19 protein-coding genes and 2 pseudogenes are annotated in these 24,259 nt (G+C 37.1%); 20 read left to right on the forward strand and 1 reads right to left on the reverse strand.

Annotated elements, in window-relative coordinates; genetic code table 11:
- The 7 genes from QM877_RS08005 to QM877_RS08035 all read left to right on the forward strand — a co-directional run.
- The coding region (locus tag QM877_RS08005; protein WP_414318102.1) for an LPXTG cell wall anchor domain-containing protein at window positions 1-782 on the forward strand (782 nt) is incomplete at its 5' end.
- A 225-nt stretch (window positions 783-1,007) separates the two neighbouring features.
- On the forward strand, window positions 1,008-1,193 hold the full coding sequence (locus tag QM877_RS08010; protein WP_414318103.1) for a hypothetical protein: 186 nt from the start codon (window positions 1,008-1,010) through the stop codon (window positions 1,191-1,193).
- On the forward strand, window positions 1,174-1,524 hold the full coding sequence (tnpB, locus tag QM877_RS08015) for an IS66 family insertion sequence element accessory protein TnpB (protein ID WP_414318104.1): 351 nt from the start codon (window positions 1,174-1,176) through the stop codon (window positions 1,522-1,524). Before QM877_RS08010 ends, tnpB begins: the two co-directional genes overlap by 20 nt.
- Before the next feature lie 52 nt (window positions 1,525-1,576).
- Window positions 1,577-1,783 carry a transposase domain-containing protein gene (locus QM877_RS08020; RefSeq protein ID WP_414318105.1) on the forward strand — a complete coding sequence of 69 codons (207 nt, stop codon included), beginning with the start codon at window positions 1,577-1,579 and terminating at the stop codon, window positions 1,781-1,783.
- Window positions 1,767-3,083 carry an IS66 family transposase gene (gene tnpC, locus QM877_RS08025; RefSeq protein WP_414318106.1) on the forward strand — a complete coding sequence of 439 codons (1,317 nt, stop codon included), beginning with the start codon at window positions 1,767-1,769 and terminating at the stop codon, window positions 3,081-3,083. Before QM877_RS08020 ends, tnpC begins: the two co-directional genes overlap by 17 nt.
- 507 nt (window positions 3,084-3,590) lie before the next feature.
- Window positions 3,591-4,448: a CatB-related O-acetyltransferase gene (locus QM877_RS08030; protein WP_414318107.1), complete on the forward strand. Its 858-nt coding sequence runs from the start codon at window positions 3,591-3,593 to the stop codon at window positions 4,446-4,448.
- 112 nt (window positions 4,449-4,560) lie between these two features.
- Window positions 4,561-5,445 carry a glycosyltransferase family 2 protein gene (locus QM877_RS08035; RefSeq protein ID WP_414274043.1) on the forward strand — a complete coding sequence of 295 codons (885 nt, stop codon included), beginning with the start codon at window positions 4,561-4,563 and terminating at the stop codon, window positions 5,443-5,445.
- Between the two features lie 131 nt (window positions 5,446-5,576).
- Here QM877_RS08035 and QM877_RS08040 read toward each other — a convergent pair.
- Window positions 5,577-5,780 (reverse strand): annotated as a pseudogene (locus QM877_RS08040) (transposase); the annotation flags it as partial.
- Between the two features lie 37 nt (window positions 5,781-5,817).
- On the opposite strand from QM877_RS08040, the pseudogene QM877_RS08045 reads away from it, so the two are divergent.
- The 13 genes and pseudogenes from QM877_RS08045 to secA2 all read left to right on the forward strand — a co-directional run bounded on the left by QM877_RS08045 (window position 5,818) and on the right by secA2 (window position 24,258).
- Window positions 5,818-6,697, forward strand: a pseudogene (locus QM877_RS08045) (IS630 family transposase).
- 538 nt (window positions 6,698-7,235) lie between these two features.
- Window positions 7,236-9,329, forward strand: coding sequence for a glycosyltransferase (locus QM877_RS08050; RefSeq protein WP_414318108.1), 2,094 nt, complete (start codon window positions 7,236-7,238; stop codon window positions 9,327-9,329).
- Window positions 9,319-10,191, forward strand: coding sequence for a DapH/DapD/GlmU-related protein (locus QM877_RS08055; RefSeq protein ID WP_315640023.1), 873 nt, complete (start codon window positions 9,319-9,321; stop codon window positions 10,189-10,191). Before QM877_RS08050 ends, QM877_RS08055 begins: the two co-directional genes overlap by 11 nt.
- A 1-nt stretch (window position 10,192) precedes the next feature.
- Entirely contained in the window at window positions 10,193-11,068 is an 876-nt protein-coding gene (locus QM877_RS08060) for a glycosyltransferase family 2 protein (RefSeq protein ID WP_414311096.1), read from the forward strand.
- A 24-nt stretch (window positions 11,069-11,092) separates the two neighbouring features.
- Entirely contained in the window at window positions 11,093-12,103 is a 1,011-nt protein-coding gene (locus QM877_RS08065; protein WP_414274037.1) for a sugar transferase, read from the forward strand.
- Window positions 12,104-12,111: 8 nt separating this feature from the next.
- Entirely contained in the window at window positions 12,112-14,568 is a 2,457-nt protein-coding gene (locus tag QM877_RS08070; RefSeq protein ID WP_414318109.1) for an SP_1767 family glycosyltransferase, read from the forward strand.
- An 11-nt stretch (window positions 14,569-14,579) separates the two neighbouring features.
- On the forward strand, window positions 14,580-15,806 hold the full coding sequence (locus QM877_RS08075) for a glycosyltransferase family 8 protein (RefSeq protein WP_315640019.1): 1,227 nt from the start codon (window positions 14,580-14,582) through the stop codon (window positions 15,804-15,806).
- Window positions 15,806-17,002 (forward strand): glycosyltransferase family 8 protein, encoded by a 1,197-nt coding sequence (locus QM877_RS08080; RefSeq protein WP_371559278.1) that lies wholly within the window; start codon window positions 15,806-15,808, stop codon window positions 17,000-17,002. The genes QM877_RS08075 and QM877_RS08080 overlap by 1 nt, the downstream gene beginning before the upstream one ends.
- A 130-nt stretch (window positions 17,003-17,132) precedes the next feature.
- Window positions 17,133-18,350, forward strand: coding sequence for an accessory Sec system protein translocase subunit SecY2 (gene secY2, locus QM877_RS08085; protein ID WP_414318110.1), 1,218 nt, complete (start codon window positions 17,133-17,135; stop codon window positions 18,348-18,350).
- 9 nt (window positions 18,351-18,359) lie between these two features.
- Window positions 18,360-19,940: an accessory Sec system protein Asp1 gene (asp1, locus tag QM877_RS08090; protein ID WP_315640017.1), complete on the forward strand. Its 1,581-nt coding sequence runs from the start codon at window positions 18,360-18,362 to the stop codon at window positions 19,938-19,940.
- The gene (asp2, locus tag QM877_RS08095) at window positions 19,924-21,456 is read left to right on the forward strand and encodes an accessory Sec system protein Asp2 (RefSeq protein ID WP_414318111.1); all 1,533 of its coding nucleotides are present in this window, start codon (window positions 19,924-19,926) and stop codon (window positions 21,454-21,456) included. Before asp1 ends, asp2 begins: the two co-directional genes overlap by 17 nt.
- Window positions 21,453-21,893: an accessory Sec system protein Asp3 gene (asp3, locus tag QM877_RS08100; protein ID WP_315640015.1), complete on the forward strand. Its 441-nt coding sequence runs from the start codon at window positions 21,453-21,455 to the stop codon at window positions 21,891-21,893. Before asp2 ends, asp3 begins: the two co-directional genes overlap by 4 nt.
- Window positions 21,880-24,258 (forward strand): accessory Sec system translocase SecA2, encoded by a 2,379-nt coding sequence (gene secA2, locus QM877_RS08105; protein WP_414318112.1) that lies wholly within the window; start codon window positions 21,880-21,882, stop codon window positions 24,256-24,258. Before asp3 ends, secA2 begins: the two co-directional genes overlap by 14 nt.
- Window position 24,259 lies beyond the last annotated feature (1 nt).

Genomic DNA, 24,259 nt, shown 5'->3' on the forward strand with positions numbered 1-24,259 from the left:
AGTCAGCGTCAACCAGTGCAAGCCAATCAGCCAGCACATCAGCTTCTGAGTCAGCAAGTACAAGTGCAAGCCAATCAGCCAGCACATCGGCCTCTGAGTCAGCGTCAACCAGTGCAAGCCAATCAGCAAGTACATCGGCCTCTGAATCAGCGTCAACCAGTGCAAGCCAATCAGCAAGCACATCGGCCTCTGAATCAGCGTCAACCAGTGCGAGTCAATCAGCCAGCACAAGCGCCTCTGAATCAGCGTCAACCAGTGCAAGCCAATCAGCCAGCACCAGCGCATCAGAGTCAGCGTCAACCAGTGCGAGCCAATCAGCCAGCACCTCGGCTTCTGAGTCAGCAAGTACAAGTGCAAGCCAATCAGCAAGCACATCAGCCTCTGAATCAGCATCAACCAGTGCGAGTCAATCAGCCAGCACCTCGGCTTCTGAGTCAGCAAGTACAAGTGCGAGTCAGTCAGCAAGCACAAGCGCATCTGTTGTTACAAGTAAGGGAGTGCCAGAGAGCTTATCACTTGATAGTTTAGATATCGATAGTGTGATTACATCGGATTCAATTAGCACATCAGTATCGCAATCACTATCATTATCAGTAAGCGTAAGCCAGTCAGTGATTCATTCGACTAGTCAAGCTCCTCAAACTGATACCACTAAGACACGTAAGCAACTTCCAAATACTGGAACAGCAACTTCGGCTACAAATCTGTTCCTAGGAGCTGTAGCAGGTCTAACAGGATTAGGATTAGTAGCTAAACGTCGTAAGCGTGATGATGAAGAATAAGCTTTCTAACTAATCAGTAATTTGATTATTCTGATCAAAAAATCTGAAAGTTCAGATTGAAGACAAAGGAGTCTGGGACAATAGTCCGTATCTCCTAAAAAAGCAACGGTTTTTGCCGTTGCTTTTTTACATGTTTAGTAACCGCCCCATAACAGAGTACCTAGCCAACTTTCCATTCCTCCAGTATACTGTTAGTAGAAAAAAACAGTACTGGAGGTTATTTTAATGTCACACCTTATTGTCCCTTTGGAAACACCCCAGTCTCGCCGTTTTGATAAGAAAAAGAAGAATGAGATGATTTTTCGTTGTCAGTTAAAAGAGTTTGATTTTTCCATCTATTCTTCCGTCTCTCCTGAACAAATGGCTGCTATTTTAGACAAGGTGCTTTCTTATGACAATCCAACTCAGTAGTCTAGGTCAGGTCTACCTTGTTTGTGGAAAAACAGATATGAGACAAGGTATTGACTCACTGGCTTATCTGGTTAAAAGTCAATTTGACTTGGATCCCTTTTCTGGTCAAGTTTTCCTCTTCTGTGGTGGGCGTAAGGATCGCTTCAAGGCACTTTACTGGGACGGACAAGGTTTCTGGCTGCTTTATAAACGTTTTGAAAATGGAAAACTCACTTGGCCTAATGATGAACAAGAAGTCAAAACCCTAACTTCCCAACAAGTCGACTGGCTCATGAAAGGATTTTCCATCTCTCCCAAAATAAATGTTTCAAAAAATCGTGATTTCTATTGAAAACATGACCTTTTTTTGGGTATAATAAGAGAAAAATCAGGAGGGTATTAGTTTGGAAGAATTATTAGATATCATCAAGCAACAAGCTTCTGTTAACCAACAATTAACCAACGAGCTTGCCCTTCTGCGTGAACAAGTGGCATATCTGACTCAGAAACTTTATGGCAAATCTTCTGAGAAAACCTCAACCATGGCTGGTCAACTCAGTCTCTTTGACGAAGAACAGTTAGCTGAAGAAGAGGATGACCTACCCAGTTGATACTGAAGTCATTACTTACAAACGCCGAAAGGTTAAGGGAAAACGCCAAGTCCTTTTGAGTCAGTTTAAAGCAGAGGAAGTTCACCACAGACTAGAAGACTGTACTTGTCCAGACTGTCATGGTGAGCTCAAGGAAATTGGTGCAAGTCTTCAACGCCAGGAATTGGTTTTCATTCCAGCACAATTAAAGCGACTTGACCATGTCCAACATGCCTATAAGTGTCTCAAGTGCAGTCAGGCAAATGACGGAGATAAGATTGTCAAGGCTCCAGTCCCTAAGGCACCTCTGGCGCACAGCCTGGGCTCAGCTTCCATCATTGCCCACACCATTCACCAGAAATTTAATCTAAAAGTTCCTAACTATCGCCAAGAAGAGGATTGGGCTAAGATGGGCTTGTCAATTAGCCGTAAGGCAATGGCTAACTGGCACATCAAGTCTAGTCAGTATTATTTTGAGGCGATTTATGACCTTCTACGAGAGAAGCTCTTGGAGCAGCCGATTCTTCATGCGGACGAGACCTCCTACAAGGTTCTAGAAAGCGATAGCCAGCTGACTTACTATTGGACTTTCCTATCTGGCAAGCACGAAGAGCAGGGGATTACCCTCTATCATCATGACAAGCGACGCAGTGGCCTGATGGTTAAGGAGTTTCTTGGAAATTATGATGGCTACATTCACTGTGACATGTGGGGTGCTTATCGCCAGTTGGAAAAGGCAGAGCTGGTTGGTTGTTGGGCACATGTGAGACGGAAATTCTTCGAAGCGACTCCTAAGAAGGCAGACAAGAGGTCCTTAGGAGCCAAGGGTTTGGCTTATTGCAACCAGATGTTTGGGCTAGAAAGTTCATGGGAGAAATTGAGCGCTGAAGAACGTCTTAAGAAACGTCAGGAAGAGTTGAAACCTTTGATGGAAACCTTCTTTTACTGGTGTCGAAGTCAAGCAGTTTTGTCTGGTTCAAAACTTGGAAGAGCTATTGACTACAGTCTCAAGTATGAGGAAACTTTTAAGACCATTCTAAAGGATGGCAATCTGGTGCTCTCTAACAATCGAGCCGAGAGAGCCATTAAGTCTTTGGTCATGGGTCGGAAGAACTGGCTCTTTTCACAGAGTTTTGAAGGAGCCAAGGCAACAGCTATTATTATGAGTCTGCTTGAAACCGCCAAACGACATGGACTTGATTCCGAGAAATATATCATCTATCTTCTAACCCATCTCCCCAATGAGGCGACTCTCGCGAAAAGAGAGGTGCTAGAAGCTTATTTGCCATGGGCTGAGGTTGTACAAGAAAATTGTAAATGACAAAAGTTCCAGAGTCAAAACTGACTTTGGAACTTTTTCAATATACTTTGTTATGGGGCGGTTACTATATTTCGTCGTAAATGTCCAATAATGATCTATAGTTGTATTCGCATTTTTCCTGTACGATTATAGCTTATGGTAAACAAGGCTTTAAGACCTCTTTTTGCTTGTGGATTAATATCCTTGAAAAAATGAAACTTCAATGGCATGACTTTAAATCGTGTATGATCATATTTCCGATTTGCTAATTGTATGTAAATTTATTAATTATCAATTTTTGGATAGCATTGATATTTTTATGTAAGTTGCTTTTATTATAAGGCTATTTGTGGTAAGATGTACATAATAACAGAATGCTATATAGTATCTCTATATTAATGGTAAATAACATTAAATTTGTATAAAAGTTTTAGTTAGATGACAAGTTATTCATATTGTAGGCACACTGATAGATATAGTCAATTTAGTTGGAGGGGGAAGTTTTAATTGCTATCTGGAAAATTCTGCATGTTTTCACATAAAAATAAGCAACATCAGCGCTTTTTTCAACTTTTACCTGATGGTCAAATCAAGGATATTGGTGGAACCGGTCATGATAATGAGCGGTTTTGGCATATGCAGGAGAAAAAACTTCAACTATTTTCTAGCTCGAAAGAGTTGACGGCAGTTTTTGACTGTTGTTATGAGGAAGTCAGCTATTCTTATTGGGAAGGTTTGCATCAGGAAACGATTCCTCTGGAAATTCGTGTCTATAATTCGCGTTCGGATCTGTTTGATTACCTGACGAAATTTACTAGTCGCTATTTGATTGACTACGGGGCCTTAACAGTGGGCAATCATACTTATGGTATTCCTCAATTAGTTGACTATGACCATGGAGGCCAGGTCATTATTGGTGATTATTGTTCTATTGGACAAAATGTTCAATTTGTAACAGCAAATCATGATTTAGAGTTGATTACAACCTATCCATTCAAGAGTTTAGAGGTGTTTTACACGGATGAGCCTCTGCAGATGACTGATGATCATATTTTGAAAAGTCCAACTCGAGTTGGGAATGATGTTTGGATTGGAAACAATGTTCAAATCATGGCAGGGGTAACTATTGGAGATGGAGCAGTGATAGCAACAGGTGCTGTAGTAACCAAGGATGTGGAACCCTATGCTATTGTTGGAGGAAATCCTGCTAAGCTTATTCGTTATCGCATAGCAGATCCTACTTTCCGTGAACAGATGTTAGAAATTGCGTGGTGGAATTGGCCGGAAGACATTATTTCTGAACGATTGGATAAAATCATGAGTAAGGATATATCAGGATTTATAAAAGAATACTTACCAAATGCTGGGAAAGTTAAACATGATTGATCTGTTCTCAGAAATATTAGAATTGATTTAGAATGTATCTTAAAGAAATGTGTATTGAAATCGACTTTGTTTTTTATATATTGCATCAGAAAAGGAGTATATGATTAAAATGATGGAAAAAATAAGTGTTATTGTTCCTGTTTACATGTCAGAACTATATCTTGAAAAATGCTTGGATAGTATCGTTCAACAAACCTATCAAAATCTTGAAATTATTTTGATTAATGATGGCTCAACAGATGGTTCAGCCGCAATCTGTCAACGTTATCAAAACCAAGATGCACGTGTTAAAGTCTATCATAAAAGAAATGGTGGAGTTTCTTCTAGCCGCAATCGTGCCTTGGAAGTGGTAACTGGGGATTATATCGTTTTTGCAGATAATGATGACTGGTTGGAGTTGGATCATATCCAAAATCTTTATGATTTATTGAAAAAAACAGATGCAGATATTGCAATCGGAAACTTTACTCAATTTTTGGATGATCAAGCTAGTTTTTTGATTCATGTAGGAGCAGATGATTATTTTGAGAAGACTTATACGCCATTTGAATGGTTTAACCATCAATATGATAGTAAGTATAATTTCAGTCAATGCTTCACAGTTCCGTGGGCGAAGTTATACAAGACAGAGCTATTTAAAGATATTGTATATCCAACAGATAAAAGTGTAGAGGATGATTACACAACTTATAAAGTTTATCTTCAGGCAGATAAAATTGCTTTTATGAATAAGGCTATTTATATCCATAGAAAACGTTCTACAAGTGTTACAAGGACAGTCAATCTTGCAGATGTATATCCCTTAAAGAGTATTGAAGAACGTATGACTATTCTCCAATTAATTGGAGCTCCTCAGGAGTTATTAGATAGAGAAATTCAAGCTTATAAATGGCGATTATCTATTCATGAAGAAGAAACTCTTAAACATGGGGACGTGGAATCTTATCAACAAATTTTGGTCAAAAAAGCAATTGCAGCTAAATATTTTGAAGGTTAGTCAAACACATTTTATAAATTGATTTTTCTCTATTTTTAGATAGAAAAAGTGACCTATACTCAAAAATTAGAATGTTATCTCGTTTTTGATGTAGGTTGCTTTTTACGTTTATCAGATAGCTATTCTAATACTCAATTGTTTTCAAAAAACAACCTCATCCATTGTCTGCTGACAGTGGACTTTAAAATACTTTTTTCCAGTCCTTGAATAACTTCTTGAAGCTTATCAATGACAGATTCCAATGTTTGAAAAGCCTTATTTTTAAAACCTCGTTTTTGAATTTCTTTCCAGACTTGTTCAATAGGGTTCATTTCTGGTGCGTAAGGTGGGATATAGTCGCTTAGTTTATAAAATACATGTTATAATAAAGTTATGGCATATAGTACAGATTTTAGACAAGGAGCATTAGATTACATCAAAGAGGGACACAGCCATGTCGAGGCAGCCAAAGTTTTTGATGTTGGCATCAGAACTCTCTTCACATGGGAAAAGAAATTACGTGAACAAGGGCACTTAGAGCGGAAAAAGCGAGTCGCCAAAAGCCGAAAGATTCCTTTGGAGGAGTTGAAGGCCTTTGTAGAGGCTCATCCAGATGCTTTTTTACGGGAAATTGCGACACATTTTGATTGTGCTGTTCCTTCAGTATGGGCAGCTTTAAAGCAGATTAAGGTCACTTTAAAAAAAGACGACTAGCTTTAAGGAACAAGATCCTGAGAAAGTCGCTGAGTTTCTTGATATTTTGGATAACCTAAAAGATTTACCAGTCGTATATATTGACGAAACAGGAATCGACCGCTACCTCTATCGTCCTCATGCACGGGCTCCTAGAGGAGAGAAAGTCTATGAAAAGATTAGTGGACGGCGTTTTGAGCGGGCTTCAATTGTTGCAGGACAAGTAGATGGAGAGTTTATAGCTCCTATGATTTACAAGGAAAGCATGACGAGCGACTTATTTGTGAAGTGGTTCAAAACGTAGCTCTTGCCTGCTTTGAAGACACCTCATGTCATTGTCATGGACAATGCTAGTTTTCATCCCAAGAACATCTTGGATGAACTCTGCATTCAAGATAGACACTTTTTCTTACCTCTACCACCTTATTCACCAGATTTGAATCCTATTGAGCAAGCTTGGGCTGTCTTGAAAAAGAAAGTGACAGCTTTATTAAGGGAAGTCCCCAATATCTTTGAATCATTAGAGTGCTTTTTAAAACTAAATGACTATAACACTTTTCTTTTGAGCGAAAATAAATAATCTGTAGACGTTTATGATATTTGGCGTACGATGAATCTCTTAGGAGTTGTTCAATTTTTTGTATTTCTTCATTTGTAAGTTTCATAACTACTATTATAAGATGTTTTTTTTGATTTTAGTATAGTATAAAATAATAAGGTTATTTACATCGATAGATACCTAAAATATACTTGAGATGAATTATAGTGAGTTGAATCTGGAATAGCACACCACAGTTACTAAAATATTTTTATAAAGTGATTTAAATTTTCTAATTATTTTGTTCAGTTTTTAATTCATTTCACTATAAAAATTTATCTTTAGGATTGATTATTCGAAAATGTTATCATATAATTACAGCGAGATTACAATATTGAATTTATTAAGCTATTTTACTTTTGTTTTTGTATGATTATTTAATTTGGAAAGTAATTATAATTTAACACTGTATGAACGATACTGTCAATGAAATAAATATATTTTTGAAATTGAAATTCCTTAATAGCTCAAAAAATAGCAAAAAAAAAATGTTATAATAGTAGGAAAGGAGAGCGACTACATGACTGAAAAAATTACTGTGATTGTACCCGTTTATAATGTTGAAAATTATCTAGAAAAATGTTTGGATAGTTTAATAAACCAAACTTATAAAAATCTTGAAATTATCGTTATCAATGATGGCTCTACAGATAATTCGGGCACAATTTGTCAAGAGTACGCACAAAAAGATAATCGAATTGTCTATATTGAAAAAGAAAATGGTGGTCAAGCGGAAGCAAGAAATATGGGCTTGGATCGAATGACTGGATCTTATGTGAGCTTTGTTGATTCGGATGATTGGGTCGAGTTAGATTATGTAGAAACCCTATATAAAAAAATAACGGAGTATCAGGCTGATATTGCGGTTGGAAATTATTGTAAGTTTAATGAGTCTGATTCAAATTTCTATTTTCATATATCTGGAAATTATTTTGAGAAACTTTATGACAATGTCTCTATAGTGGATTGTTTAAATGATTCTAATAGATTATTAAATTCAGCATTGATAGTTGCTTGGGGAAAAATTTATAGAAAAGAAATTATTTCTAATTTTCGTTTTCCGGTAGGAATAGTGACTGAAGATACAGTATTTAATTTGAAAATATTATTAGCTTCTAAAAGTATTGTTTATATTAATAAAGCTGCTTATATCTACAGAGTTAGGAGTGGAAGTATTTCAAATACTTGGGATGAAAAATGGATTAGAGATTGCATATACGCTATAGAAGATAGATTGGCATTGTTATCAACATTAGGTTATCCAATGTCAGAACATATACATGCTTATAAATTTATTTTAAATCATATAACTTCTGAAAGTAAGAACAGAGGAATATCAGAATCTCATGTGTTAGATCAGATAAAAGAGAAGAAGATGTTATTAGATTTACTTCAGACTCAAAATCAGGAATTTAAGAAAGCTATTGTCCTCGCAGCTAACTATGCCTATGTTGAGCAGGTCATGACGACTATTAAATCTATCTGTTACCATAATCGCTCGATTCGGTTCTATCTGATTAATAGTGATTTTCCTAATGAATGGTTTAAACAATTAAATAAGCGATTAGAAGTATATGATTCAGAGATTATCAATTGTCGGGTAACTTCTGAGCAAATTTCGCGTTATAAAACAGATATTAGTTACACAGTATTTTTGCGTTATTTTGTATCTGACTTTGTGAAAGAAGATAAGGCTCTCTATTTAGACTGCGACTTGGTAGTAACTAAAAATCTGGATAACTTGTTTGAAACAGATTTGCAAGACTATCCATTAGCAGCTGTTCGAGATTATGGAGGAAGAGTATACTATGGTAGGGAAATGTTCAATGCGGGTGTTTTACTAATCAACAATCGTTTGTGGAAACAAGAAAACATGTCCCAACGCTTGATAGATTTGACAAATGAGTGGCATGATAAGGTGGATCAAGCAGATCAGAGTATTTTAAATATGCTCTTTGAAAATAGATGGCTAGAGATGGAATTTGACAATAACCATGTTGTGATTCATAAGCAATTCACAGATTATGAGTTACCAGCAGGTCAAGATTATCCTGGGATTATCCACTATCTCTCACATAGAAAGCCGTGGTTTGATTTAGCTGCGCAGACCTATCGTGATGTTTGGTGGTATTATCATAGTCTCGAATGGACAGAGTTAGGAAAAAATCATCATTTACATCCATTACAAAAATCACATATCTATCCTATCAGAGAACCGCTTACTTGTTTAATTTATACGTCTTCAGATCAGATTGAACAAATTGAGACATTGATTCAATCTTTGCCTAATATTCAATTTAAGATTGCGGCTAGAGTGATGGTCAGTGATCGTTTGAAACAATTGTTGGTCTATCCAAATGTAACTGTTTATGCTGGAATTAATTATTTAGCAGAACTAGATCAAGAATTAATTGAGACTAGTCAGGTACTTTTAGATATTAATCATGGTGAAAAAACAGAGGAAATGTTAGATCAATTTTCAGAAAGAGGAAAGTTGATTTTAGCTTTTGAGAATACAAAATATCGTGAAGTTGGACAGATAACCTACAAAGTAGAACAAGTTCAAGAAATGATTGAAAAATTAAGAGAAGTGGAAGAAAAACATGGATTTTAAAGATTCTGTAAAGTTATTAGGAGATTTTCATCATATAGAGATTTCCCCCACCAGTACTATTGAATTAGGAACAGATGTTACATTTCGTTCATTTGTAAGTTTAGAAGTGGCTAATAATGCTAAATTAACACTTGGAAATAGAGTTTTCTTTAATGACCATTGTACGATTCGTTGTGGTAAAGAAATTGAAATTGGTAAGGATACCATGTTTGGAGATGGGGTAAGGATTTTTGACCATAATCATAAATACTCAAATTACCACATCGAAAAAATTCAATTTACTGCTGATAAAATAACGATAGGAAAAAATTGCTGGATTGGAACCAATGTTGTCATTTTAAAAGGGGTGACGATTGGAGATAATGTCATTATTGGAGCAAATGCCCTAATTTATAAAGATATACCAGCTAATTCTATCGTTACTTCTCAGGAGGATTTAAAAATCATTCCTAGGAAACAACACCAATTTCATGTTTTTACTTTAACAGCTTCAGACACTTTAGAAAACCTAGACTATCTTGTTCAGAATCTTCCAGAGGTAGCTTTCCATATAGCAGCTAAAACAAATATTTCGGATTATCTTGAAAGTTTCAATCGTTATGAGAACGTGAATATATACACAAATGTTCATCATGATGATATTATTGAGGATTTGTTGAAGAAATCAGATATTTATTTAGATATTAACCATTGGGGAGAGGTGGATGGTATTGTTCATAGAGCAATAGAACAGAATAAGCCTGTTTATGCTTTTGAGAATACCAATCATGATTCAAGTGGATTTAGTAAAGTTTTTCGACAAGAAGATGCAAATGGAATGGTGACAGAGATGAAAAAATTTTTAGGAGAAGAAAAATTATAGTATGGAGAATGAATTAATCAGTATTGTAGTTCCAATCTACAACGTTGAGAATTACTTGCGAATGTGTTTGGATAGCATTCAAAATCAGACGTATCAAAATTTTGAGTGTTTATTAATCAATGATGGTTCTCCAGATAATTCAGCAGATATCTGTAGAGAATATCTTGCTAAAGATGCTCGTTTCCGTTACTTTGAAAAAGAAAATGGTGGCTCATCTTCAGCAAGAAATTTTGGGATTGAACGTTCGGAGGGGGAGTATGTTACGTTTGTAGACTCTGATGATTGGTTGGAACATGATGCTTTACAACTGTTATATGATGCATTGAAAAAAGAAAATGCGGATATTAGTATCGGACGTTATAATTGTTACGATGAATCACGTTGCCAATATTTGTTTTATGATTCTAATCCAGATGATTCTCTTGAGGTGATAGAAGGAAAAGAAATCATAGATAGAGAAGGTGTCGAAGAAATGAAAACTGGGAATTGGACTGTAGCTTATTTGAAATTATTCAAGAGAGAGTTACTACAAGATTTACCATTTCCTATAGGGAAAATGGCTGAGGATACATACTGGACATGGAAGGTACTTCTAAAAGCTTCGAAGGTGGTCTATTTAAATCGTTGTATTTACTGGTACCGTGTTGGTTTGACTGGTACTTTATCAAATACATGGAGCGAAAAACGTATATATGATGAAATAGAGGCTAGGGAAGAGAAAATCTCTATTTTGGCAAGTTTAGATTATGACTTGACCAATCATATTTTAGTTTATAAAAATAGATTACAAAGAGTGATAGCGAAGTTAGAAGTACAAAATATGCAGTCTACGGAGATTTATAGAAGAATGATGGAAAAATTGTCTTTACTACCGTAGTAATAAAAAATGAGATAATACAATATGAAACTACATTTAACAAACTTATACGGTATGGCTGGTGATAGTACCGTCATTCTTGCCCAAAATGCTGTACAAAAAATAGCAAGTCAACTGGGGTTTAGAGAGGTTGGTATTTATTTTTACAACATTGCTTCAGATAGCCCTTCTGAAATGAATAAGCGTCTGGATGGGATTATGGCTAGTATCTCTATTGGTGATATCTTAGTCTTTCAATCTCCTACTTGGAATGGTTTTGAATTTGATCGTGTCTTATTTGATAAGCTGAAGGATATGCAGGTGAAAATTGTTTGCTTTATTCATGACGTTGTTCCTCTCATGTTTGATAGTAACTATTATCTCATGAAAGAATACATGTATATGTATAATCTATCAGATGTTTTGATAGTTCCATCAGAGAGAATGAAAGCACGCTTGATGGAAGAAGGCTTGACAACTAAGAAAATCCTCGTTCAAGGGATGTGGGACCATCCTCATGATTTATCCTTATACACTCCGGCTTTTAAAAAAGAACTCTTTTTTGCTGGAAGTTTAGAGCGTTTTCCAGACTTACAAAATTGGTCTCAAGATACGCCTTTAAGAGTATTTTCAAATAAAGGGGAGGCTAGTTCTAGTGCTAGAAATCTTAGTATTGAAGGATGGAAAAAAGATGAGGAACTGTTGCTAGAATTATCAAAAGGTGGATTTGGTCTTGTCTGGGGAACTCATCAAAATGATGGAGAAAGTAACCAATATTACACCCTGAATATATCTCATAAGGTTAGCACCTATCTGACAGCCGGGATCCCAGTCATTGTACCAAGTAGCTTATCAACTGCTAAATTTATAGTAGATCAAGGCTTGGGCTTTGTGGCAGATAGCCTAGAAGAGGTTCATGAGATAGTTGATAAAATGAATCTACAAGAATATCAAGAAATGACGAATCGGATAAAGACCTTTAGTTATTTGCTAAAAGAAGGTTATTTTACAAAAAAATTACTGGTAGATGCCATCTATCAATTAGGAATTAACTAGGAGAAAATATGAAAAAAGTAATTGTACTAGCTGGGGATTGCATCTATACTTCCCAGCTAGAAACGACGATCAAGTCCATTCTCTATCACAATCGAGACCTTAACATTTATATTTTAAACCAAGATATCATGCCAGATTGGTTTCGGAAACCTCGCAAAATGGCTCGAATGCTGGGGAGCGACATCATCGATGTGAAGTTACCCGAGCAAGCCGTGTTTCAGCAGTGGAGTAAACAGGATCATATCAGTGCGATTGCCTATGCTCGCTATTTTATAGCCGACTACATTCCAGAAGACAAGGTTTTATATTTAGATTCGGATTTGATTGTGAATGATTCTTTAGAGGGATTGTTTACTATCAATCTTGGAGATAAGTGGCTGGCTGCTGTTAGGGATACAGAGGGTGTTACCTTTAATACTGGGGTTTTGTTAATTAACAATGCCAAATGGAAACAAGAGAATATTAAAGAGTTACTCATTACTCAATCAATTGAAACTCTAAAAATAGTAGCAGAAGGTCGTTTTAAAAATTTCAATGGTGATCAGACTATTTTTAATCAGGTTGTCAAGGATAACTGGCTAGAATTGGACCGTCGATTCAATTTGCAAGTTGGACATGATGTTGTCGCTTTTTATAGTAATTGGCCAAATTTTTTTGATGAATCATCCTACAGACCTGTTGTTTTGCATTTTTTATCTCATAGAAAACCATGGACGACATTGATAGCTAATCGCTACCGTGATCTCTGGTGGGATTTTCATGATTTAGAATGGACGCAAATTTTGCAACACCATATGGGCGAGTTTGAGCTAGTTTCCCCTCAGAATCGAGGATTTTCTTGCTTGACGCTTACAACATCGCAAGATTTAGAAGGAATAGAAGAACTGCTTACAGCTTTACCAGACGTGATTTTCCATATCGCAGCCTGGACCGATATGGGCGAAAAGCTCAAAAGACTGGCAAGCTATGATAACGTCCGCCTCTATCCTCAAATTGTTCCTCCAGTATTAGAAAATCTTAAAAATCTAGCTTCAATCTACCTTGATATTAACCATGGCAATGTGGAGCAATCGATGTTGGAGTCCATGAAAAAACAAGGGAAACCAATGCTGGCTTTCCAATCCACCCAACATGGAAATTGTGGTCAAGTTTTATTTGAAACAGGGAAAACTGCTTTGATGATTGAGGCAATCAAAGATTTCAAGGAGAATGGGCACTTTACACGATTTTATCAAGTTCCAGAATTAACGTGTTTAACCTTTACGGCTTCTCAAGAACTAGAACAATTAGACTACTTAGCAGAACAATTGCCAAATGTAGCCTTTCATGTAGCAGCCTGGACAAGTATGGGGCCAAAACTTCATGACCTATCCAATCGTTATCCAAATATCCACCTCCATCCAGCAATTTCAAAAGAAAAACTCGAAGAACTAAAAGAGCAGATGGATGTTTATCTGGATATTAACCTAGAAACCTCAACTTCAGACATGGTTGCAGATGTAGTTCAACTGTCTAAGCCTGTCTTTGCTTTTTATAAATCTCAAAATGGCTATCATGGACAAAGACTATATTCGAGTGAGCACCCTGAACGGATGCTAGCAGACCTTCAAAAACTTCTTGATGGGGAACCACTGGCAAAACAAGAAGATCCTATTCAGGTTAAGAGCATTGATGAAACTCTGGATTATATCATTGAACACCAGTCGTCTTTAGTTCGCTTTGGAGATGGCGAGATCAATATGCTTGCTGGGCATTCAATTCCCTACCAAAACTATGATGAAGAGCTCGTTTCCACCATGCGAGAGATTATAGGTTTAGAAAGTGCGAAAGACCTAGTAGTCTGCCTTCCTGATGCTTTTACGGATCGTTTCAAATTTACATCATGGGCCATTCCCTTCTGGAAAGAACATATGGATCATTATATGGACTTTTATCGCGAACTCTGCACGGGTTCGTGGTATGGTTCAACCTTTGTATCACGTCCTTACATTGATTTCGAAGATAAGAGTCAGGCCAAAGGTCAATTTGATAAACTGAAAAGTATTTGGGAAAATCAAGACCTACTCATTGTAGAAGGGGCTACTTCACGTTCGGGTGTCGGCAATGATTTATTTGATGAAGCAAAATCGATTAAACGAATCGTTTGTTCATCTCATAGTGCCTATTCGCGTGTCGATGAGATTGAGCAAGAGATAGAAAAGCATGCAGCTGGGCGTCTTGTTTTATGTATGCTTGGACCTACAGCCAAGGTTTTGGCTTACCGTCTAAGTCAGAAAGGCTATCAGGTCTTAGATATTGGACACATCGACTCAGAATATGAGTGGATGAAGATGGGAGCTAAAACTAAGGTTAAATTTGCCCATAAACATACGGCTGAATATAATTTTGATCAAGATATTGAATTTATCGAAGATGAGACCTATACAAGTCAAATAGTTGCTGATTTATCAAAAGCAACTCAGTAAAAGGAGAACGAATGAAAAAACAGCAGTCAGTTATCTTTGCAGGAGATTATGCCTATATTCGTCAAATTGAAACTGCTATAAAATCAATCTGTCGCCACAATAGCCATTTGAAAATATATGTACTTAATCAAGATATTCCACAAGAATGGTTTATGAATATTCGGACCTATATTCAACAAATGGGTGGGGATTTGATTGATTGTAAGGTCATTGGAGCAAAATATAAGATGAACTGGACCAATCAGTTGCTTCATATCAATCACATGACCTTTGCCCGCTACTTTATTCCAGATTTTGTCGAAGAAGATAAGGTTCTCTATTTAGATAGTGATTTAGTTGTGACTGGTGATTTGAGTCAGCTGTTTGAAATAGAACTAGAAGAAAATTATTTGGCAGCAGCTCGTTCTTGTTTTGGTGCAGGAGTTGGTTTTAATGCAGGTGTATTATTAATCAATAATAAAAAGTGGAAATCAGATGACATCAGACAGAGATTGGTTGATTTAACTGAGAGAGAGCATGAAAACGTGGGAGAAGGAGATCAGTCTATTCTCAATATTCTCTTTAGGGATAGCTGCTATCAGCTAGAAGATACCTATAATTTTCAAATAGGTTTTGATGCTGGTGCAGCTGAAATGAATCATCGTTTTGTCTTTGATATTCCGCTAACACCTCTTCCAAAAATTTTACACTATATCTCTCCAGATAAACCTTGGAACCAATTCTCTGTTGGTCGTCTCAGAGACCAATGGTGGCACTATTCCATGATGGAGTGGTCATATATTGTATCTACTTGGAGAGAAAAGAATCTTGTTTGTACTGCAGATGTTTACAAACCTAAGTTAAGATGCATGAACCTAACCAATTCTTGGTGTGTTAAGAAAATAGATTATCTGGCTCAACACTTGCCTGAGGTCCATTTTTACATTGCTGCTCATACATTTATGGCAGATGAACTGAAGCGCTTATCAGCTTTTCAAAATGTGACTCTCTATCCAAATTCCTTCCCTCTTTTAGTGGAGAATGTTCTTGAACAATCGGATCTTTATTTAGACCTAAACATGGATCAAAAACTAACTTACATTTATGATTTGGTTCAAAAATACCAAAAGCCGATGCTCAGTTTTGATAGTAGTCGTTGTCCAGATTTGCCTGATACTTGCTATGCAGGTGTTTACTCTGAAAGTCGACCAGAAGAATTAGTAGAAGCAATTAAGTGCTATATGAAGGAGAGAGAATAGTGAGAAAGTCAATTGTACTTGCGGCAGATAATGCCTATCTCATCCAGTTAGAAACAACCATCAAATCGATTTTATATCATAATCAAGATGTTGATTTTTATATACTAAATAGTGATATCGCACCAGAGTGGTTCAAGTTATTAGCAAAGAAAATGACAGTTGTGAATTCTACTATTCATAATGTCCATTTGAACAAAGAGATATTTGAAGGTTATAAGACGGGGCCTCATTTAAATTACGCTTCATACTTTCGTTTTTTTGCTACGGAAGTGGTTCATTCTGAACGAGTTCTGTATCTTGATTCAGATATCATTGTGACAGGGGACTTGTCACCTTTATATACAATGGATCTTCAAGGCTATTATGTAGGTGCTGTCGATGATGTATATGCCTACGAAGGTAGGGAATCAGGATTTAATTCTGGTGTTTTAATCATGGATGTAGCAAAATGGAAAGAGCACTTAATTGTTAATAGTCTATTAGAATTAGCAGCAGAACAGAATCAGGCTGTGCATCTAGGGGATCAAAGTATTTTAAATATTTACTTTGAAAACAAATGGCTGCCCTTAGACCAAACTTATAATTATATGGTTGGTGTAGATACTTATCATCTAACCCAGAAGTGTCAACGTCTAGATGATCAGCCACCAGTAATTGTTCATTTTGCTAGTCATGATAAGCCATGGAACACCTATAGTATTTCACGGCTTCGTGAACTCTGGTGGACTTATAGAGATTTGGATTGGACAGAGATTGCTTTTAAACGTTCTAGTTTGAACTACTTTAAACGGAGTAATCAATCTCAAAAACAAGCGATGATTGTGACTTGGAGTGCTAATGTGGAGCATTTAGAGTATTTGATTAGTAGCCTACCAGATTGGCATTTCCATCTAGCAGCTCCAGTTTACTGTATTGAGTCGCTCACAAAGCTATCCTCTTATCCTAATATGACTTTGTACCAGTCTATCCTTCATCAAAGAATTGATTGGTTATTGGATGATTCCAGTGTTTACTTGGATATTAATAGGGGTGATGAAGTCTTGGATGTAGTTTCAAGAGCAAAAGAAAGAGGAAAGAAAATTTTTGCTTTTGAAGACACTCGAAAAAAAGCTGAAGATAGTATCTATGATGGCATTTTCTCTATCGATAAACCAGAGGACTTGGTAGCTGCTATGAAAAACTTGGATACTAACTAATTACCAAGTGATTGAGAGTTACCTGTAAGATTAGAGGATGAGTGAAGAATGATATAATTTTCAAATCTCATTTGTAACAACAGCTTGAGTGATTTGACTGCAACCTATAACTAATGAAAAGGAGTATTTCGTGAAACGATTTTTTTCATCTATAGCAGTAAAGAAAGGTCTAGGAACCTTGTTTCTGCTCTTTATTTATGTATTAGGGAGTCGAATTACTCTTCCTTTTATCGATTTGAATAGCAGGGATTTCCTTGGCGGTGCTACCGCCTATTTGGCCTTTTCAACCGCAATTACAGGTGGAAATCTACGGAGCTTGTCAATCTTTTCAGTCGGTTTATCTCCTTGGATGTCATCGATGATTTTATGGCAGATGTTCTCCTTTTCTAAGTGTTTGAATCTTGCCTCTGGTTCGACTGAGGTTCAGGATAGGAGAAAGATGTATCTAACCTTTACAATCGCTTTGATTCAATCGCTAGCCTTAGCGGTAAATCTACCAATCAAGGACAACTATAATACACTTTTGGTACTCATACTCAACACGATATTGCTGATAGCTGGAACATTTTTCTTGATATGGTTATCAGATATTAACTCGGTGATAGGTGTTGGTGGCTCTATTGTCATCTTGTTGACCAGTATGATTATCTATATTCCCCAAGACATTGTGCAATCGATACAAAAATTAGGGATTCCTATGTGGATTGTTGAAATACTCGGAGCGATGGGGATCGTTTTTGCCTATCTCATTGCAATTTTTTATCGTGCTCGTTATCGGATTCCAGTCAATAAGATTGGTCTCCACTCTCGCTTTAAGCGTTATTCTTATTTTGATATAATGCTGAATCCTGCAGGTGGGATGCCCTTCATGTACGTGATGAGTTTAATTAACTTACCAACGTACTTGTTTCTTTTGTTGCAATTATTTGATCCAGGAAATCCAGTTTATCAACAAATAACGATCCAATATGCGATGGGGAAACCCTTGTGGATCTATACCTATATAGCGACCTTGTTTGTCTTTAGTATTGCCTTTGCTTTTGTCAATATTAGTGGAGAGCAGGTGGCAGAACGGATGAAAAAATCTGGCGAGTATATTTATGGCATCTATCCAGGTGAGGACACTAGTAAATATATCAATAATCTAGTATTCAAGTTTGCTATTGTAGGTGGTATCTTTAATGTGTTATTCGCAGGTCTACCGATGTTGTTTGTTTTAATGGATGAACAATTATTAAGAGTGAGTATGATACCAGGTTTGTTTATGATTTTAAGTGGTATGATCTTTAACATTAAAGATGAAATTAGAGCACTGAAGTTAAATGAAACTTATAAACCACTGATTTAGGAGAGTGTTATGTATTATTTTATTCCGGCTTGGTATGGTAGCCATCAGCAGTGGCATGCTGATATAACCCCTTGGTACTTTTCACAATTTAAATTAGAATTTGACGATACCTTTAATCAGATTCGTCTACTAGATAGGTTGGAACAATCGACACGTCTATTGATTTTGGCTTATCAGCCACATCTTCGCTATTTTTTACATCGTCATGGTGTATTAGAAGCTGAAGTATATTCTATTTTTGATGAGATGCAGGATATTACTGATATTTCTCCACAAGTCTTGAATATCAGAGATATCGAGTGGGATAAGGACTGTGAATTTATATACAGTCCTTTCGCCATTATTGTCCAAAAAGATGGAAATCGCTATGCTCAGATTGAGCATGGAGTGGAAGGATTTATTAGTGATATCCAGTATTTTGATATCCAAGGGCAAATGTCTAAACGCTATATTATGGATGACAGAGGCTTTGTTTCGAGTGTCATTTATTATCAGGACAATTATCCAGCTTGTCAAGATTACCTGAATCCTAAAGGGATTTGGCAATTCAGAGAGTATTTACAAGAGGATGGTAGGGTAGAGATTAATCCTATTTTTGCCTTTCGTTTTCATTCGCTCCATTATAGTGATATGGGGCAGTTGGTTGCTGAATTTTTTGAGAAACGACTCGAGAAGATTGAAGAGAGTAGTGATTTGTTTATTGTCCCATCTGATTCTCGGCATAACGATTTTGTTCTAAATCGTTTACCTGAAGCAAATCCGAAAATCTTGAGCCTTTTCATCGGTCGCAATCCAAAGCAGACTATGAGAGACCTTCTTGGTCCTATATCCAAAGTCGATTTGGTCTTGGTTGATAGGGAGGATAGCCTTCAGCTTTTGCAGGAATTGTATCCAGATAAATACAATCTGTTCAAACATTTATCGCCATTTGATACTCGTTTGAGATTGGGAAAAAGTCAGACAAAGAGGGAATCCATTATTTACTATCAACTTAATTTTGAAGAAGAAGTGGACAAAGAAGGACTTTTCCAAATCTTATCCTTCCTTGCAGAGACCAAAGACACTGAGGTAATTTTCGGTGCTTTTGCTGCCAATAACGACCAGATGGAGAGAGTGGCAGATATAATTCAAGAGATCATAGATGAAAAATTCCCAGCAAAGAGTTTTGAAAAAGCGGTTGACTATGAAGGGGCTGAAAATCCTTTAAAGGAAAATGCACAGCAGAAACTCCGTTATCGCCTGTTAAACATCAATGATGAATTGGAAATGATTAAGACATTAGAATATGTGCGTTTGATTGTTGATTTGAATCCTCAACCTCATCTATATACCCAAATAGCAGGGATTAGTGCAGGAATTCCTCAGGTGAATCAAGTAGAGACTGTCTATGTTGACCATTTGAAAAATGGCTACCTGCTTTCTACCATCACAGAATTTAAGAAAGCGGCCCATCACTACCTGGATACCCTAAAAGAATGGAATCAGTCTTTAATCTACTCGATTGATAAAATCAAGGAACATACAGGTGAAAAATTTGTGGAAAAACTAGATCAATGGATAGAGGAGAGTACAAATGTCAAAGGATCTTAAAATCCTACAGATAGGGACGGGAAATTGGAAACATCGTTATGAGATCCCTAAGAAAATGGAATGGTATTATTTTTATCCTAATTCTCCTAAGGTACTTAAGGAAACGATAAAAATGGATGAGATTCGCAAGTTTAATGCCATTCTCATTGAAGACGGCCGTTACTTGGTTGACCTATTACCAATTATTAAAATGATCGATCCTTATACGATTTTTTATAACCAAGAGTTTCAAACAAGCAACCCTCTTATTTTAGATTTAATCAAGAAACGCTGTGCCCAAGCAATCGACTTTTCAGATCCACAGAGGCTATTAAAAGATTTATCAACTTCCTTATTTGGTGGTGGTTATGGAGATAAGTTGAATCCCTCTGCAATTGATGTCCATCCAAGTTTTAAGGGTTCTATTTCTTATCAAGGGTTTGAATATTTGCTCTTAGAGGGAGATTTTGGTTCTGAGTTTTCCCAAGTAGCTAATTGGAAATACAACTTTGTATCATCAACAAAACTTCCAATCGAGGTGTGGTTAGAGTATGAAAAAAGTGAAGGTGTAGAATTTCAGTTTCGTGTTCGAAAAATGCCTGAAGGTTCAGTTTCGGATGTGGTTGAAGACTTGATGTATACAGAAGAGGAACTAGAAACGGCTCTAGTCATGGAGCAGGATTACAATGCCCACCTCTGTATGTCTATTGAAGCGCGTGGTCAGGGAAGCTTAAAATTGGGAAATCTACATCAGCGTTGGACCCGTAAACAATTTGGGAAATTTGTTCTTGGAGGCAATATTTTACACGATAGTAAGAGAGACGAGATTAACTACTTCTTTCATCCTGGGGATTTTAAGCCACCATTGGCTGTTTACTTTTCAGGATTCCGACCTGCCGAGGGATTTGAAGGATACTGGATGATGCAAAATTTCAAGTGCCCCTTCATTTTGTTCTCGGACCCTCGCTTAATAGGTGGAGCATTTTACCTAGGTAGTGAAGAACTAGAAGAAAAAATCAAACAAACGATTGAACATTATCAGAAATACTTAGGTTTTGATAAAAAAGATTTGATCTTATCAGGTTTATCAATGGGAACTTTCCCTTCTCTTTACTATGGCTCATTCTTCGAACCGAAAGGAATCGTTGTAGGTAAACCCTTAGCAAATTTAGGAACAATTGCAAGACGTGGTAGATTGGAAGCACCAGGTGTCTTTCCAACAGGATTCGACGTGCTTCATCATCAAACTGGAGGAATCAGCCCAGCCCACATGGATGAGTTGGATAACCGTTTTTGGTCTGCCTTCAAACAAGCAGATTTTTCTCAAACGACGTTTGGTCTTTCTTACATGAAGGATGAAGATATGGATAGTCATGCTTATGATCAGCTAGTCACTACGCTCTGTCAAACTGGAGCGAAGATCTTATCAAAAGGAACAGCCGGTCGACACAATGATGATACAGGGACCAACGTTACCTGGTTTATCCATTTTTATAACATGATATTACAAGCAGAATTTGGAAGAGGTGAGACATGATTATAAATCAAAGAGAAGACATACTCTGGGGAGATATGGGAGCAACTTACCTGTATGGAACTCGAGTTCAGTTTTGGGAAGATGGCCATATCAGTCTTTCAAATCCATTACTAGCTCCAGGAGAAGTTCTCAAATCATGGCTTTCAAGCTTGAATTATCAAGGTGGTAGAAGTCAACCCAGCCTACCTCTCTTAAAAAGAAATCATCGCTATCAGTTCACCATGAATATGACTTGTTATCCTGAAAATAGCATTTACATAAAACTAGTTTTCTTGGACCGTTACGAAGAAGTGCTAGAAGAAAAAGTTGAGAAAACCCTATCTTTTTCTTTCGTTTATCCTGAGGAGGCTTATACCTATAGAGTTTCTCTCATTGCTGCTGGGTTTGAGTCACTCGATTTTTATTCTTTCTCAATTAAGGAGTATGATCGTGTTTAATAGTTTGTATCAAAATAGAAAACTCAGAAAAGTCGGAGCTACTTTAAAAAAGATCAATGGTCTCAAAGATGAGATGGCAGCTCTTAGCGATGAAGCCTTGGCAGTAAAAACGGTAGAGTTTCGTCAACGTTTAGCAGAGGGGGAAACCCTAGATGACTTACTTGTTGAAGCTTTTGCAGTTGTACGTGAAGCTGATAAGCGAATCCTAGGGATGTTTCCTTATGACGTTCAAGTTATGGGGGGCATTGTCATCCACCAGGGGAATGTTGCGGAGATGAATACCGGTGAAGGAAAGACTTTGACTGCGACTATGCCTCTTTATCTCAATGCCCTAACTGGTAAAGGTGCCATGTTGATTACGACCAATGAATATCTAGCTAAACGTGACGCAGAGGAAATGGGGCCGGTCTATCGATTCTTAGGCTTAAGTATAGGGATCCCATTCACTGATGATCCTGAGGAAGAATTAAAAGCCGAAGATAAAAAGAAAATTTATAACTCAGATATCATCTATTTAACCAATAGTAGTCTAGGTTTTGATTATCTAAGTGATAATTTAGCTTCCAGTAGTAATGAAAAGTTTTTGCGCCCATTTGACTATGTCATCATTGATGAAATTGATGATATTTTACTAGATAGTGCACAGACCCCACTCATCATTGCGGGATCTCCTCGCGTTCAGTCCAACTACTATGGCATCATCGATACTTTAGTAACAACTATGGTTGAAAATGAAGACTATATCTTTAAAGAAGAAAAAGAAGAGATATGGTTGACTACAAAGGGGGCTAAAACTGCTGAAAGCTTCCTAGGGATTGATAACTTGTATAAGGAAGAATACGCGACTTATGTACGACATCTAGTCTATTCCTTGAGAGCTCATAAGTTGTTCACGAGAGATAAGGAGTACATCATTCGAGATGATGAAATGATTCTCCTGGATAAAGGAACAGGTCGTTTGATGGAAATGACCAAGTTGCAGGGAGGTCTTCATCAGGCCATCGAAGCCAAAGAGCATGTGAAACTCTCTCCTGAAACGCGGGCAATGGCTTCTATCACCTATCAAAGTCTTTTCAAAATGTTTAATAAGATATCAGGAATGACTGGGACTGGGAAGGTCGCAGAGAAGGAATTTTTGGAAACCTATAATATGTCTGTTATCCGAATTCCGACTAATCGTCCCTTGATCCGAAAAGACTATCCAGACAATCTTTATGTAACACTACCAGAAAAGGTTTATGCTTCACTTGAATGTATCAAGGAATACCATCTCAAAGGAAACCCACTACTAGTCTTTGTAGGATCGGTTGAGATGTCGCATCTCTATTCGTCCCTACTGTTGCGGGAAGGAATCGCCCATAACGTCTTGAATGCCAATAATGCTGCGCGTGAGGCACAAATTGTCTCAGAATCAGGTCAGATGGGAGCCGTGACGGTTGCAACATCCATGGCAGGTCGAGGAACAGATATTAAATTGGGACCTGGAGTTGCCGAGCTTGGTGGCCTAGTAGTTATCGGTACAGAACGAATGGAAAGCCAGCGAATCGATCTGCAAATTAGAGGACGCTCGGGTAGACAAGGAGATCCAGGTCTGTCGAAGTTTTTTGTATCATTAGAAGATGATGTTATCAAGAAGTTCGGTCCATCCTGGGTTCACAGAATGTACAAAGAGTACAGTGTTGCAGATATTACTCAACCACAAGTCCTTGAGGGAAGAAAATACCACAGACTGGTTGAGAAAGCTCAAAATGCAAGTGATAGTGCTAGTCGCGCCAACAGACAGAGAACACTAGAATATGCTGAGAGTATGAATATCCAACGTGATCTCATCTATAAGGAAAGAAATCGTTTAATAAACGGAGATAGGGATCTTCGAGATGTATTATCTGAGATGATTGACGAGTATATTGAAACAATTTTATCTGAAAACATAAAAACTAGAGAAGAATTATTTCACTATATTGTCACGAATATCAGTTTTAATATTAGAGAATTACCTCTTGATCTAGTCATTGAAGATCAACAAGCGTTGAGAAATTTCCTGATTCAGATCATTAACAATGAGTTAAATGATAAGAAGACCTTGTTAGAACCTCATGATTTATATGACCAATTTTTGAGAGTTTCCATGCTTAAAGCCATTGATGATAACTGGGTGGAACAGGTGGACTACCTGCAACAATTGATGATGGCAATTGGCGGACAATCAGCCAGTCAAACGAATCCGATCGTAGAATATTACCGAGAAGCCTATATGGGATTTGAAACCATGAAAGAGCAGATTCGTTCAGATATGGTACGGAATATCTTGATGGGCTTGGTACAGATGGGACCTAAGGGCGAAATCGTAACCCATTTTCCATAAA

Source organism: Streptococcus infantis (genome assembly GCF_047463655.1).
GTDB classification, from domain to species: Bacteria; Bacillota; Bacilli; order Lactobacillales; family Streptococcaceae; genus Streptococcus; species Streptococcus infantis_Z.

Coding starts and splice junctions, on each gene's coding strand:
- secA2 (WP_414318112.1), top strand. CDS start 21,880: ATGATCGTGTTTAATAGTTTGTATCAAAATAGAAAACTCAGAAAAGTC.
- tnpB (WP_414318104.1), top strand. CDS start 1,174: ATGACAATCCAACTCAGTAGTCTAGGTCAGGTCTACCTTGTTTGTGGA.
- QM877_RS08055 (WP_315640023.1), top strand. CDS start 9,319: ATGGATTTTAAAGATTCTGTAAAGTTATTAGGAGATTTTCATCATATA.
- QM877_RS08060 (WP_414311096.1), top strand. CDS start 10,193: ATGGAGAATGAATTAATCAGTATTGTAGTTCCAATCTACAACGTTGAG.
- QM877_RS08030 (WP_414318107.1), top strand. CDS start 3,591: ATGTTTTCACATAAAAATAAGCAACATCAGCGCTTTTTTCAACTTTTA.
- QM877_RS08065 (WP_414274037.1), top strand. CDS start 11,093: ATGAAACTACATTTAACAAACTTATACGGTATGGCTGGTGATAGTACC.
- QM877_RS08070 (WP_414318109.1), top strand. CDS start 12,112: ATGAAAAAAGTAATTGTACTAGCTGGGGATTGCATCTATACTTCCCAG.
- QM877_RS08010 (WP_414318103.1), top strand. CDS start 1,008: ATGTCACACCTTATTGTCCCTTTGGAAACACCCCAGTCTCGCCGTTTT.
- QM877_RS08035 (WP_414274043.1), top strand. CDS start 4,561: ATGGAAAAAATAAGTGTTATTGTTCCTGTTTACATGTCAGAACTATAT.
- QM877_RS08075 (WP_315640019.1), top strand. CDS start 14,580: ATGAAAAAACAGCAGTCAGTTATCTTTGCAGGAGATTATGCCTATATT.
- asp3 (WP_315640015.1), top strand. CDS start 21,453: ATGATTATAAATCAAAGAGAAGACATACTCTGGGGAGATATGGGAGCA.
- asp2 (WP_414318111.1), top strand. CDS start 19,924: ATGTCAAAGGATCTTAAAATCCTACAGATAGGGACGGGAAATTGGAAA.
- tnpC (WP_414318106.1), top strand. CDS start 1,767: ATGACCTACCCAGTTGATACTGAAGTCATTACTTACAAACGCCGAAAG.
- asp1 (WP_315640017.1), top strand. CDS start 18,360: ATGTATTATTTTATTCCGGCTTGGTATGGTAGCCATCAGCAGTGGCAT.
- QM877_RS08050 (WP_414318108.1), top strand. CDS start 7,236: ATGACTGAAAAAATTACTGTGATTGTACCCGTTTATAATGTTGAAAAT.